This window comes from Alcaligenes faecalis (genome assembly GCF_009497775.1).
In the GTDB taxonomy this organism is placed as follows: domain Bacteria; phylum Pseudomonadota; class Gammaproteobacteria; order Burkholderiales; family Burkholderiaceae_B; genus Alcaligenes; species Alcaligenes faecalis_D.
The window spans coordinates 2,742,778-2,754,773 of record NZ_CP031012.1 but is presented as its reverse complement, the minus strand read 5'-3'; the positions used below and the strand labels follow the sequence as shown (position 1 = coordinate 2,754,773).

The window sequence follows — 11,996 nt, the reverse complement described above, 5'->3', positions numbered from 1 at the left end:
TCAGTCAAACTTAGTTTCGGTATTATGTCGGCTATTTGAAGTTGGGACTGTAGGTCTACAAAAGGGAAGTCATGAAGAAAAGTACAGGGCTGGTCACACTAGTTGTCGTGTTAGCGGCCGCATATGGCGGTTCGACCTGGTACACCGGCAAGAAAACAGAAGCGCTGGTGGGTACGAAAGTGGCCGAGTTCAATACCCTGGCCGCAGAACAGCTGCAGCAGATGGGCATGAGCGAGTCGGTCGTCATGAACGTGGTCGACTACCAGCGTGGCGTGTTTTCCTCTACCGCTCGCTACACCATTACCGTCAAGTCATCTAACGCTGAAGAGAAGCCTGTTGAGCTGACCTTTGACGACAAGATCAGCCATGGTCCTTTGCCTTTGTCGGCAATGGCGCTGGGTAACTTCACCCCTGTTGCCGCCTTGTCGCACAGCACACTGGTCAAGACCAAAGACACCGAAGGCTGGTACAAGCTGACCGGCGACAAGACCCCTTTGTGGGCTGACAGCCTGGTTGGTTTTGACGGTGCCGTGGACTCCAACGTGCATTTTGAAGCCATCAAGCACCAGGGCGACGAAGTCAAAGTGGACTTCAGCGGCGGTCAACTGCGCACCAAAGCCGGTGGCAAGAGCAAAGATATTGTTGTGACCGGCAGCTTCCCCAAGCTGTTTGTTGACGATATCAGCGAAGATCCATTGAAGCTGGAAGCCTCCAACTTCGTGGTGGACTTCAAGCAAGACGGTGACATCAACGTCAACGGTACCCAGGTCGGCAAGCTGAGCGTGGATGGTGTGAAGATGCAAACGGCCGAGACCGATGGCATCACCTTCAAACAGATCGCCATCAATTCCGATGCGGTGACCAAAGACTCCATCAGCGATACCAAGGTTGTCTATGCGCTGACCGATCTGGTGTTTGAAGACAAGGTCAAGCTGGGTTCGGTTGAACTGTCGATGAATTTTGATCGTGTGTACGCACCCGCTATCTCCGCGTTGTCCAAGCTGATCTCCGATTCCAATCTGCAAAACGATATGGATTCGGTTGATGGCCCAACGGCTCAGAAGATGATGGAACTGGTTTTGCAAGCACTGGAGCACAAGCCTGTGCTGCGTGTTGAGCCTCTGCGTTGGTACACGGCCGCTGGCGAGTCCAAAGCCACGTTGCGAGTGGACTTCCAAAAGCCTAATGCGACGTTGCAAGAGCTGCAAACCAGCCCCGAGATGTGGATCGAAGCCATTCCTGCTGCTCAGCTGGATCTCCTGATCTCCAAACCCATGCTGCGTGGTCTGGCTGCCGATATGGACAAGGCTGAAGGCCTGTCGCCTGAAGAAGGCAACGCCGCCATGCTGGATATGGTTCTGGATGCAGCCGTAGCTCCTTACGCCGAGTCCAAGATGATCACCAACGATGAAAACGGCATTTCGACAGCCATCAAATACGACGGCAAAGACCGCGTGTTTGACATCAACGGCCAGCGCTTCACCTCCGAGCAATTGCTTGGTCTGGTCCTGATGGGCATGATGTAATTCGTCTGGGCTTTGTCCAGCGTAAAGCCCACCGATATTCGGTGGGCTTTTTTTTGACCTAATAGGGAAGGGAGCCAGATTCCATGGCCAGCTTATCGGACCAGTTGTCTCGACTGGTATACAGCACGGAACAAGGACGCATGTGTCCGGATTGCGGGCAGGCGCAAAATCAGTGTCGCTGTGAAGAGAATCGTCGCCAGGAAGCCTTGTCTCAGGCTCAGGGGCCAGTACGCTTGAGTCTGGAAACCAAGGGGCGAAAAGGCAAGGGAGTGACCGTGGTAACAGGTCTGGTGATGCCCGAGGAGCAGCTCAAGGCGCTGGTCAAGGAGCTGAAGAACGCCTGTGGAGCGGGCGGGACGCTGAAAGAGGGAACGCTGGAGATTCAGGGTGATCATCGAGCCGTTGTGCAGGCACGCCTGGAACACAACGGCTTGACGGTCAAACGGGTCGGCAGACCCTGACAGGTATTTAGAAGCTGTAGCCCAAGCCTACGCCACCAAAGACGCTGCTTTTCTTCTCGACCAATGGGCTGTCCTTGGCTTCTTCACCCAGGGTATTGACGCCCAGCAGACCTTGCAGGGACCAGCTTTCACTGAGCTTGTGGGTGTACTGACCGTACAGCGCGTAGGAGCGCAGACCAGCGTCAGGACGGTAGCTGTTCAGTTGACCATTGCTGGCTGCCGCTTCGTGCGACTTCACACCAAAGTAAGTGCGCATGGCTTTTTCGTTGGACCATTTCAACTCTGCACCCAGCGAGAAGCTGCTGTCCTGATCGTTCCAGAGGCGGTAGCTCAAGTCCAGCACGGCGGTGGCGCCGTAGCCGCTTTTTAGTGCCTGGTAGTAGCTACCCTCGATTTTGGCATTGCCCAGTCGGTAGGCGGTAAACACGCCCAGATTGCCGTGACGATCAATATCGTCCGTGCCGTACAGGCGGTCGGCATCGCCGGATTTACGTGCACGGGCCAGAGCGGCGTAGGTGCCGATTGTCCAGTTGTCTGTCAGATTGGTTTGCAGACCGATAGCAGGCATGCCTGCTTTGGGGGCCAGAAAGAAGTGGCCGTTGCGGTGCGAGAGCAGAGGGTAGAAACGGCCATCGTAGCTGTCCGCCCCTTCGTACTTGGGAGCAAAACCAACACCGACACCCACGGTCGTTTGCTGTGCAAGTGCCTGACTGGTTCCTAAAGCACATAAAGCCAGTAAAAGGCAGGGACGCAGAGCAGAACGGGCGAGGGTGGGCATGACAGATTCCTTGTGATACGGGTAAAAACAGGCCCGCTTGCCGCGGGCCTAGCTATCGTATCAAGGTTTGGGCGGGGGCAGGCAGAATCATGACCGGCCAGTATGGTCTGTTGTTCTGGCCCTACACCCTGTCAGGCCCGAATGTAAATCCAGTTTTCTGCTTGCAGTGTCACCAGGGCGGTGATGGCCCCTTGCTCCAGGGTTTGGAAGCGTTCTGGCGCACTGAGAGATTGATTGCGCAGTGTGTTGGGGCACAGGTAGGTGTAGGCGTCGCAATCGTGCTCAGCGCCTTCTACGCAGGCTTTAACGGCCTGCGCATTGGCGATGATGCGAATCTGCGCATCCGGTATGTCCTTGAGCAAGTTGCGCGCATTGCTGCGGGCGCGCTCCAGGGCATCGGCGGTAGGGGCATGCAAGAGAACACGAGTGCTCATGAATAAACGTCCTGCTTGAAATTAACGTGGGCCAAAAACGCGTTCGGTGATGTCGGGCGAAGCGCCGGTCTGCATTTGAATGCGGCCTTGCTCATCCTGCCAGACCATGGCGGGCGTGGCACGCAAATCCCAGCCCATCATCAGATCTTCATTGCGGGTCAGGTCGGCCTCGATGTCGTTGGGCACGCTGTCCAGACCTTTCACACCGGCGCTGCGGTCTTTCAGCATGGCCAGAGAGTGCTCGTTCAAGGCCTTGGTAGGATCTTTGGCGGCCAGGATGGCGGCCGATTTCAGGCTGCTGCTGGGGGCCAGAATGCCCACCATGATGTGGCGCAGCTGTACCTTGCCGGAGTCCACCCAGGGGCGGGCCATTTGCCAGAACTGCATGCAGTAAGGGCAGTTCGGGTCGGTAAAGACGTAGACCACGCGGGGGGCCTTGTCGTCGCCATCCTTGATCCAGCGGGATTTTTCCAGCTTGCCCAGCATGTCCTTGGCAATCGCGGGTTGCACCAGTTCGTCCAGACCGGCCGGGCGCACTTCCTCACCCTTGGCATCGATCATGGTGCCCACCATCATGTGTTGTCCGTCGGGCAAGTTGTAGATGGCCAATGCGCGATTCCCGCTATACGCGCCCCAGGCTTTCAGCCCACCGGGCGCATCAAACTCGCCCACGATGGACAGGCCTTGTTCTTCCAGGGCCTTCAGGGCAGCGGGGCGGTCGGTGGCCTGGACGACAGTGCTGGCGCACAGCAAACCGGCCAAGGCAAGACGAATCGAAAAAGAGGAAAGCGACATGGTGGTTAATCCTGCAAAACAGTCGGTAAAGGTATATATCCAGAAAATATATACTAAGATCCAAATGGAATAAAAGAATGGGACTAGGCCGGGTTCGGATAGTTCCCCATTCCTGTTCTGATCAGGCTGTTTCTCCGGTTTAGCCGGGTGTGCGAATCTTCAGACTGGCCAATTCCAGCAAGCGGTAGGTCTCGTGCACAGGCAAACCCATCACGCCGGTGTAGCTGCCGCTCAAGTGGCTGATAAAAGCGCCGCCCAAACCCTGAATACCGTAGGCTCCGGCTTTGCCCATGGGCTCGCCACTGGCGCAGTACTCTGCAATTTCCTGCTCGTTCAGGGTTTTGAAGCTGACTTCGCTGATGCTGATGCTTTCAAATTCCACCCCACCTACGCCCAGGGACAAGGCGGTCATCACCTTGTGACGACGGCCCGAGAGCTCGCGCAGGATGCGTGCGGCATCGGCCAGATCAGCAGGTTTGCCAAAAATGTCCTCGCCCATGCAGACCGTGGTGTCGGCGCTCAGGATAGCGCGTTCCTGATCCAGGCTGCTGTCCTGTGCTCGCCATTCCAGGGCGCGCAGCAATTTGTCGCGGGCCGTGCGACGGACATAATCCAGCACCGCTTCCTGTTCCAGACGCGGTTCATCCTCGCCCGGAGGGCTGGGCACATTCAGGACTTCATGAGTGATCTGGATGCTGTTGAGCAGGTCGTGGCGGCGTGGGCTGGCAGAGGCCAGGTAGATGGGCTGAAAAGGCATAAGAAATCAGAACTAAAGAAGATTCAGGCGCGGTGATAAGGATGCCCGGTCATGACGGACCAGGCGCGATACAGTTGTTCGGCCAGAAAAATGCGTACCAGCGGGTGGGGCAGCGTCAGCGAGGACAGACGCAGCATGCCGTGGCAGCTTTGCTTGAGTGCTGCATCCAGCCCGTCCGGGCCACCGACCAGAATCGCAATATCCTGACCGCTGCTGCGCCAGCGTTCCAGTTCCTGAGCCAGCTTGACGGTAGTCAGGTCCTTGCCGCGTTCGTCCAGGGCGATGCGCATCGCCTGGGCGGGAATGGCCGCCTCAATGCGCTTGGCTTCGGCCTGCATCATCTGGGCAGGCGTCTTGCCGCTGGTACGGGGTTCGGCCTTGATTTCGCGCAGTTCTATGGCGCAGTCCTGGGGCATGCGGCGTGCATATTCCTGCCAGCCTTGCTCCACCCAGTCGGGCATGCGCTGACCTACCGCGATGACAATGAGTTTCATGGGAAATCTAAAAAAAAAGGCCGCATCGTAAGCTGCGGCCCGGGTATTGCCGACAGGGCAGAGGAAGTGCTTAGTCTTCGTCTTCGTCGGCGCTGGCGAAAAAGCCAGCGGGTGGAACCTGACGCGATTGCGGCAGCAGTTCCACTTCGACAGGGCGCTCGCCCCAAAGTTCTTCCAGGTTGTAGTACTGGCGGATGGCGGGTTGCATGCAATGCACCACGATGTCACCCAAATCCAGCAACACCCATTCGCCGGTGTCTTCGCCTTCATGGGCCAGGACTTCGACTTTGTTTTGGCGTGCCTTGTCAAACACGTTCTGTGCCAGAGCGCGGGTTTGCCGGTTGGAAGTACCACTGGCGATGACCACACGATCGAACAGGCCGGTCATGTGGGTAGTGCTGAAGACCTTGATGTCTTGAGCTTTGACGTCCTCGAGGGCATCGATGACGAGTCGTTGAAGTGTTTCTATATTCATAAAAAGAACTATACAGGGCGCGCCTGTGGGTGGGAAAGATAGAGCCGTTTTTTGTCAATGTATTGAGCGACTTTTTCCGGGACCAGGGCGGTGATGTTGTCACCGCGCTGCACTCGCTCCCGAATTTGGGTGGCCGAGATGTCCATGGGCAGAAAGTCGATCTGATGCAAACGGCGCTGAAGTCGACTCAGTTCCTGCTGCAAGGCCACGGGCGTTTCCAAAGGACTGCCGGGGCGCTGGGCAACAGCCAGTTCGACGTATTCAAGAATTTCCTGCCAGTCGTTCCAGCTGCAGAAATTATGCAGTTGGTCGCTGCCTAAAATCCAGTAGTACTGCGACCCGGCCGGCAAGCTGCGTACCGTGTCGATGGTGTAGGTGGGGCCACCGCGCTCGATCTCTACGGGGTTCACCTGCAAACCGGGGTGGCTTTGAGCGGCCAGCTCGGCCATGGCCAGGCGGTCCTGGGTGCTGGCACCCAGAGCGTCGCGTTGCCAGGGCTGGGCGGCGGGTAGCAACTGGACCTGATCTAGTTGCAATTGTTCGAACGCGGCAAGAGCCAGCGCTACATGGGCTTTATGGATGGGGTCAAAACTGCCACCCAGGAGCCCGACACGCTTTAAATCCATTCGCGCGGCACCAGGTATTGGGCCAGGGCGGCTTCGGGTGTGCCGGGTTCGGGCGACCAGTTGTAGCGCCAGTTCGCCTGGGGGGGCATGGACAGCAGGATGGATTCCGTACGTCCACCCGATTGCAGGCCAAACAGCGTGCCGCGGTCAAAGACCAGATTGAATTCGACATAACGGCCGCGACGAATGGCCTGGAAGTCCCGATGCGCCTGGGTGTATTCCTGATCCATGCGGGCACGCACGATAGGTGCGTAGGCATCGGTAAAGGAATTGCCCACGGAGCGGGTCAGGGCAAAGCTGGCTTCAAAGCCGGGCTCGTTCAGGTCGTCGTAGAAAATGCCGCCAATGCCACGGGTTTCGTTGCGGTGCTTCAGGTAAAAGTACTCGTCGCACCAGCGCTTGTAGCGCGGATAGTAATCCGCACCGTGTGGCGCCAGGGCGTCGTGGCATACCTGATGGAAGTGGCGGGCATCGTCTTCGTGCAGGTAGTAGGGCGTCAAGTCCAGACCGCCGCCAAACCAGAACACATCGTCCTGATCCGCTGTCTGGGCCTGGGCCACAAACATGCGCACGTTCATGTGCGTGGTAGGCACAAAGGGATTGCGCGGGTGAATCACCAGCGAAACACCCATGGCCTCCCAGGGGCGTCCGGCCAGTTCGGGGCGGTGGGCGCTGGCCGAAGGAGGCAGGGTGTGGCCTTTGACATGGCTGAACAGAACGGCAGCCCGCTCGAAAACGGGGCCGTTCTCCAGCAGGCGGGACAGACCGCCACCGCCTTCTGGACGATCCCACTGGTCCGACTCGAAAGGCGTGCCATCCAGCTGCTCAAGAGTGTCCACGATGTGGCTTTGCAACTGACGGAAATAAGCCTGGACGGTATCAATGGGTAAAGACATGAAAAGACCTTGCTGCGTAAATCAGGTTTCGCTGCTGGGCAGGGCGCGCCAGCCGATATCGGTGCGAAATTGCTTGCCGTCGAAATGCGTTTGGGAAATGGCCTCGTAAGCCGCTTCCTGAGCGCGACGGATGGAGTCGGCCATGGCGGTGACACACAGTACACGACCACCTGTGGTGACCACGGTGCCTTCTTTCATCTGAGTGCCCGCATGGAAGGTGATGCACTCGTCGGTGTCTTTCGCAAATTGCGTAATGGCATCACCGGTACGAGGCTCTTCGGGGTAGTTGGCTGCTGCCAGTACCACGCCAATGGCGGTGCGACGATCCCATTCGATGGTGGCCTCGTCCAGCTTGCCAGCCAGAGCCAGTTCGAAGGTTTCGGTCAGATCGCTCTTGATGCGCATCATGATGGGCTGGGTTTCAGGGTCGCCCATGCGGCAGTTGAATTCCAGCACCTTGATGGGGCGGGTGGCATCCGGGCCATCGTCAATCATCACGCCAGCGTACAGAAAGCCGGAGTAGGGCAAGCCTTCCTTGGCCATGCCTTGCATGGTGGGGTGAATGACTTCGCGCATGATGCGGTTGTGCAGCGTGGGGCTGACGATAGGGGCAGGGGAGTAAGCACCCATGCCGCCTGTGTTCGGGCCCTGATCGCCGTCTTTCAGGCGTTTGTGGTCCTGGCTGGTGGCCATGGGCAGCACATTCTTGCCATCACACATCACGATGAAGCTGGCTTCTTCGCCCGTCAGGCATTCTTCCACGACCACACGGGCACCGGCAGCACCAAAGCGGCCATCGCCCAGAATGTCGTCAATGGCGCCCAGCGCTTCTTCCAGCGTGGTGGCCACAATTACGCCCTTGCCAGCGGCCAGACCATCGGCCTTGACCACAATGGGAGCGCCTTGCTGACGGATGTAATCCTTGGCGGCGTCCGGATCGGTAAAGGTGGCGTAGGCTGCCGTCGGGATGTTGTGGCGCACCATGAAGGCCTTGGCGTAGTCCTTGGAGCTTTCCAGCTGCGCGGCAGCCTGGGTGGGACCAAAGATTTTCAGACCGGCCGCACGGAAGGCGTCCACAATGCCGGCGGCCAGAGGGGCTTCCGGGCCGACGATGGTGAAGGCAATTTTTTCTTGCTTCACAAAGGCAATCAGTTCCTGGATATCGGTGATCGCCAGGTTTTCAATACGTTCGGCACGCGCGGTACCGCCATTGCCTGGGGCAACGTAGACAGTCTGCACGCGTGCAGATTGGGCCAGGCGCCATGCCAAGGCGTGTTCACGGCCGCCGCTGCCGACAACAAGTAGCTTCATAGTGATGAGTCGGGCAGGGCCCGCAAAGAGGAGTTTTCAGGAACCAGGTTATTCGGCTTCGTCCATGACGGCGGTGGTGTAGACCTCTTGGACATCGTCCAGGCCTTCCAGTGCGTCCAGAAGTTTTTGCATTTTGACGGCATCGTCGCCGCTCAGCTCGGTCTCGTTCAGGGCTTTCATGACCACGCCTTCCACTTCGGGCGTCAGGCCAGCTGCCTGGAACGCGGCTTGTACAGCCGGGTAGTCCGTAGGAGCGCACAGCACTTCGATCAGGCCTTCTTCGTCGGTCACGATATCGTCGGCACCGGCGTCCAGGCCGATTTCCATAATCGTGTCTTCCGAGGTGCCCGGAGCGAACAGAAACTGACCGCAGTGGCGGAATTGAAACACGACCGAGCCGTCCAGACCCAGATTGCCGCCATTTTTTGTAAAGGCGTGACGCACATCCGAGACCGTGCGCTGACGGTTGTCGGTCATGCAGTCCACAATCACGGCCGCGCCGTTAATACCGTAGCCTTCGTAGCGAATTTCTTCGTAGTTGGCATCGTCCGCCCCGCCTGCGCCGCGCTGGATGGCGCGCAGAATGTTGTCTTTGGGCATATTGGCACCGGTTGCCTTGTCCCAGGCCATGCGCAAACGTGGGTTGGACTCGGGGTCAGGGCCGCCGGCACGTGCGGCCACGGTGACCTCACGAATGATCTTGGTCCAAAGTTTGCCCCGTTTTGCGTCTTGACGACCTTTACGGTGCTGAATATTCGCCCATTTACTATGTCCGGCCATAAAGTATTACCAATTCAGTAGACTACGTTCAAAGAAAAACAGATCTATTTTAACCTGTCTGCGCGACAAGGCCCGAGCTTGGGCGAAAGTCGCTAGAATCTAGGCACTTGGCATTCTATCCGGAAGAGAACAAACAATCATGGCTGATCCAATTTTGCTTGCTCAGAATAGCGATACTCCCATTTACCTGTTGCCCGCTCTGGCCAACCGGCATGGTTGTATTACGGGTGCCACAGGGACGGGGAAAACCGTCACCTTGCAGGTCCTGGCCGAAGCCTTTTCCCGTCTGGGAACGCCGGTTTTTCTGGCCGATGCCAAAGGCGACCTGAGCGGGATTTCCCAGGCCGCCCAGCCCAATCCCAAATTGCAGGAACGCTTGCAAAAGCTGGGTTTGCCCGAGCCGGTCTGGGGCGCGAACCCGGTCACCTTCTGGGATATTTTTGGCGAGCAGGGCCATCCGGTCCGCGCCACAATTTCCGACATGGGACCCTTGCTGCTGTCCCAGATTCTGGAATTGAACGACACCCAGGAAGGGATTCTGAATATTGTCTTTCGCCTGGCGGATGACGAAGGTCAGCTGATTCTGGACCTGAAAGATTTGCGCGCCGTGCTGCAAGACGTATCGGATCGCGCTGCCGAGCTGCGTAATCAGTACGGCAATATTGCGGCTGCCAGTGTGGGGGCAATCCAACGCGCCTTGCTGCGTCTGGAAACCCAGGGGGCGGATCGCTTCTTTGGTGAACCGGCGCTGGATGTTATGGACTGGATTCGCACCGATTCTTCCGGGCGCGGCATGATCAATGTGCTGGCCGCCGACAAGCTGATGCAGTCGCCTCGCTTGTACGCCGTGTTCCTGCTGTGGATGCTGGCTGATCTGTACGAGCGTCTGCCGGAAGTGGGCGATCTGGACAAACCGCGTCTGGTTTTCTTCTTTGACGAAGCCCACTTATTGTTTACAGGTGCACCAAAGGCTCTGCTGGAAAAAGTTGAGCAGGTCGTGCGCCTGATCCGTTCCAAAGGCGTGGGTATTTATTTCGTGACACAAAACCCGCTGGATATTCCTGATACCGTTCTGGGTCAGCTGGGTAATCGGGTACAGCACGCTTTGCGCGCCTTTACGCCGCGTGATCAGAAAGCCGTCAAGACGGCAGCGCAAACCATGCGCCCCAATCCCGGCCTGGATATTGAAGCCGCCATTACCGAACTGGGGGTGGGTGAAGCCCTGGTGTCCATGCTGGATGCCAAGGGGATTCCAACGCCTACCGAGCGTGCCTGGCTGGTGGCTCCGGGTAGCCGTATCGGCCCCGCTACCGAGGCTGAACGACAAACGATTCGACAAGCCTCCTTGTTTGGTTTGAAGTACGACCAGTCCATTGACCGCGAATCGGCTTATGAAGTGCTGGCTAAAAAGGCTGCCGATGCGGCTGCCAACGGTGCGGCAGGGGCGACCCAGGTAGGGGCGGCGGCTGGCAAGGACGACGGCCTGATGGGCGTTGTGAATGACTTTCTTTTTGGATCAACAGGGCCGCGCGGTGGCAAGAAGGACGGCCTGGTGCAAAGCATGATCAAAACCGAGACCAAACGGGCTGCCACCAAAGTGCTGCGTGGGGTGTTGGGTTCTTTATTTGGAGGAAAACGTTAATGCCCTCGCCATTGCCTCATTTAATTGTTGCCACCGCACGGCCATCAGAAACAACACGTTGGGCGGATGAGTTCCGCAAAGCCTATCCCGATTGGAGGATTGACGAGTTCGTCCCCGGACAAGCCAGCACCGGGGCGAGTTATGCCGTCGTCTGGCAACCGGATACGGTCTTGTTCAAGCAAGAGCCCAGTTTGCGCGCTACCTTCAATCTGGGTGCAGGCGTGGATGCAGTAGCAGGCACTATCCCGGCCGAAATGCCTTTGTACCGTCTGGAAGACGCGGGCATGGCCGAGCAAATGGCTGAATATGCCTTGTATGGTGTGCTGCGTGCTGTGGGCCGTTTTCAGCCATACGAAGAGCAGTCACGCGAAGGCAAGTGGAAAGCCTATCGCCCGATTGATCGCCGTCAGTGGCCTGTAGCCGTGTTGGGTCTGGGCGCAATTGGCAGCAAGATTGCCCATGTGATTGCCAGCCTGGGTTACCCCGTGCATGGCTGGTCGCGTCGTCTGCATGAAGCGGACTTCCCTTGCTATGCCGGTGAAGAAGGCCTGAAAGAGTGCGTCTCTGCCAGCCGTGTTCTGGTCAACGCTTTGCCGCTGACTCCGCAAACCGAGGGTCTGATCAACCGCGACGTGTTGTCGAATTTGCAGCCCGGTGGCTATTTGATCAACGTGGCTCGCGGTGGTCATCTGGTCGATGCGGATGTGCTGGACGCCCTCAAGAGCGGCCACTTGTCAGGCGCTTTGCTGGATGCCTTTACTCAAGAGCCGCTGCCAGCAGATCACCCCTATTGGGGTATCCCTTCCGTGATGATTACACCTCATATCTCGGGCATCACCGTGCGTGAACTGGCGCTGGAGCAAATCGGTTCGCGTATCGAGCTTTTGCAAGAAGGCAAACCGGCGACTGGGCGAGTCAATCACAGCCAGGGCTATTAATCATTGTTGGATTAGGACCAGCCTGCCAGCACCGTGGGGAGCTGGCAGGCTAATTGCTGTTTTGTGAACAGAGCAGCGTCTTT

The 11,996-nt window shown here is 57.8% G+C and carries 14 protein-coding genes; 4 read left to right on the top strand and 10 right to left on the bottom strand.

The genetic code is table 11. The annotated features are described in order from the left end of the window. The first annotated feature begins 71 nt into the window (after nucleotides 1-71). Together DUD43_RS12835 and DUD43_RS12830 are read left to right on the top strand one after the other, a co-directional pair. A complete protein-coding gene (locus DUD43_RS12835) occupies nucleotides 72-1,526 on the top strand; it encodes a YdgA family protein (RefSeq protein ID WP_153230597.1) in 1,455 nt (484 codons plus the stop codon). Between the two features lie 83 nt (nucleotides 1,527-1,609). Next, a complete protein-coding gene (locus DUD43_RS12830) occupies nucleotides 1,610-1,987 on the top strand; it encodes a translation initiation factor (protein ID WP_153230596.1) in 378 nt (125 codons plus the stop codon). A 7-nt stretch (nucleotides 1,988-1,994) separates the two neighbouring features. Here the strand turns inward: DUD43_RS12830 and DUD43_RS12825 are convergent, their stop codons facing one another. From DUD43_RS12825 to DUD43_RS12780, 10 genes are all read right to left on the bottom strand, one after another. Beyond that, nucleotides 1,995-2,765: a MipA/OmpV family protein gene (locus DUD43_RS12825; protein ID WP_153230595.1), complete on the bottom strand. Its 771-nt coding sequence runs from the start codon at nucleotides 2,763-2,765 to the stop codon at nucleotides 1,995-1,997. 131 nt (nucleotides 2,766-2,896) lie between these two features. After that, on the bottom strand, nucleotides 2,897-3,199 hold the full coding sequence (locus tag DUD43_RS12820; protein ID WP_153230594.1) for a hypothetical protein: 303 nt from the start codon (nucleotides 3,197-3,199) through the stop codon (nucleotides 2,897-2,899). Nucleotides 3,200-3,220: 21 nt separating this feature from the next. Continuing rightward, nucleotides 3,221-3,994 carry a thiol:disulfide interchange protein DsbG gene (gene dsbG / locus DUD43_RS12815; protein WP_153230593.1) on the bottom strand — a complete coding sequence of 258 codons (774 nt, stop codon included), beginning with the start codon at nucleotides 3,992-3,994 and terminating at the stop codon, nucleotides 3,221-3,223. A 139-nt stretch (nucleotides 3,995-4,133) separates the two neighbouring features. Continuing rightward, nucleotides 4,134-4,751 carry a Maf family protein gene (locus DUD43_RS12810; RefSeq protein ID WP_153230592.1) on the bottom strand — a complete coding sequence of 206 codons (618 nt, stop codon included), beginning with the start codon at nucleotides 4,749-4,751 and terminating at the stop codon, nucleotides 4,134-4,136. Between the two features lie 23 nt (nucleotides 4,752-4,774). Continuing rightward, nucleotides 4,775-5,245 carry a 23S rRNA (pseudouridine(1915)-N(3))-methyltransferase RlmH gene (rlmH, locus tag DUD43_RS12805; RefSeq protein ID WP_009456141.1) on the bottom strand — a complete coding sequence of 157 codons (471 nt, stop codon included), beginning with the start codon at nucleotides 5,243-5,245 and terminating at the stop codon, nucleotides 4,775-4,777. Between the two features lie 70 nt (nucleotides 5,246-5,315). Then, entirely contained in the window at nucleotides 5,316-5,720 is a 405-nt protein-coding gene (rsfS, locus tag DUD43_RS12800; RefSeq protein WP_042481969.1) for a ribosome silencing factor, read from the bottom strand. Between the two features lie 8 nt (nucleotides 5,721-5,728). Then, entirely contained in the window at nucleotides 5,729-6,346 is a 618-nt protein-coding gene (nadD, locus tag DUD43_RS12795; protein WP_153230591.1) for a nicotinate (nicotinamide) nucleotide adenylyltransferase, read from the bottom strand. Further along, nucleotides 6,337-7,242 (bottom strand): oxygen-dependent coproporphyrinogen oxidase, encoded by a 906-nt coding sequence (gene hemF, locus DUD43_RS12790; protein WP_042482223.1) that lies wholly within the window; start codon nucleotides 7,240-7,242, stop codon nucleotides 6,337-6,339. The genes nadD and hemF overlap by 10 nt, the downstream gene beginning before the upstream one ends. 21 nt (nucleotides 7,243-7,263) lie before the next feature. Further along, on the bottom strand, nucleotides 7,264-8,553 hold the full coding sequence (purD, locus tag DUD43_RS12785; protein WP_153230590.1) for a phosphoribosylamine--glycine ligase: 1,290 nt from the start codon (nucleotides 8,551-8,553) through the stop codon (nucleotides 7,264-7,266). Nucleotides 8,554-8,601: 48 nt separating this feature from the next. Next, entirely contained in the window at nucleotides 8,602-9,333 is a 732-nt protein-coding gene (locus DUD43_RS12780; RefSeq protein ID WP_153230589.1) for a YebC/PmpR family DNA-binding transcriptional regulator, read from the bottom strand. A 139-nt stretch (nucleotides 9,334-9,472) separates the two neighbouring features. Between DUD43_RS12780 and DUD43_RS12775 the strand changes: the two genes are divergently transcribed. Further along, nucleotides 9,473-10,975 carry a helicase HerA-like domain-containing protein gene (locus DUD43_RS12775; RefSeq protein ID WP_153230588.1) on the top strand — a complete coding sequence of 501 codons (1,503 nt, stop codon included), beginning with the start codon at nucleotides 9,473-9,475 and terminating at the stop codon, nucleotides 10,973-10,975. Next, entirely contained in the window at nucleotides 10,975-11,913 is a 939-nt protein-coding gene (locus DUD43_RS12770; RefSeq protein WP_153230587.1) for a 2-hydroxyacid dehydrogenase, read from the top strand. Before DUD43_RS12775 ends, DUD43_RS12770 begins: the two co-directional genes overlap by 1 nt. Nucleotides 11,914-11,996 lie beyond the last annotated feature (83 nt).

Coding starts and splice junctions, on each gene's coding strand:
- DUD43_RS12835 (WP_153230597.1), top strand. CDS start 72: ATGAAGAAAAGTACAGGGCTGGTCACACTAGTTGTCGTGTTAGCGGCC.
- DUD43_RS12830 (WP_153230596.1), top strand. CDS start 1,610: ATGGCCAGCTTATCGGACCAGTTGTCTCGACTGGTATACAGCACGGAA.
- DUD43_RS12825 (WP_153230595.1), bottom strand. CDS start 2,765: ATGCCCACCCTCGCCCGTTCTGCTCTGCGTCCCTGCCTTTTACTGGCT.
- DUD43_RS12820 (WP_153230594.1), bottom strand. CDS start 3,199: ATGAGCACTCGTGTTCTCTTGCATGCCCCTACCGCCGATGCCCTGGAG.
- dsbG (WP_153230593.1), bottom strand. CDS start 3,994: ATGTCGCTTTCCTCTTTTTCGATTCGTCTTGCCTTGGCCGGTTTGCTG.
- DUD43_RS12810 (WP_153230592.1), bottom strand. CDS start 4,751: ATGCCTTTTCAGCCCATCTACCTGGCCTCTGCCAGCCCACGCCGCCAC.
- rlmH (WP_009456141.1), bottom strand. CDS start 5,245: ATGAAACTCATTGTCATCGCGGTAGGTCAGCGCATGCCCGACTGGGTG.
- rsfS (WP_042481969.1), bottom strand. CDS start 5,720: ATGAATATAGAAACACTTCAACGACTCGTCATCGATGCCCTCGAGGAC.
- nadD (WP_153230591.1), bottom strand. CDS start 6,346: ATGGATTTAAAGCGTGTCGGGCTCCTGGGTGGCAGTTTTGACCCCATC.
- hemF (WP_042482223.1), bottom strand. CDS start 7,242: ATGTCTTTACCCATTGATACCGTCCAGGCTTATTTCCGTCAGTTGCAA.
- purD (WP_153230590.1), bottom strand. CDS start 8,553: ATGAAGCTACTTGTTGTCGGCAGCGGCGGCCGTGAACACGCCTTGGCA.
- DUD43_RS12780 (WP_153230589.1), bottom strand. CDS start 9,333: ATGGCCGGACATAGTAAATGGGCGAATATTCAGCACCGTAAAGGTCGT.
- DUD43_RS12775 (WP_153230588.1), top strand. CDS start 9,473: ATGGCTGATCCAATTTTGCTTGCTCAGAATAGCGATACTCCCATTTAC.
- DUD43_RS12770 (WP_153230587.1), top strand. CDS start 10,975: ATGCCCTCGCCATTGCCTCATTTAATTGTTGCCACCGCACGGCCATCA.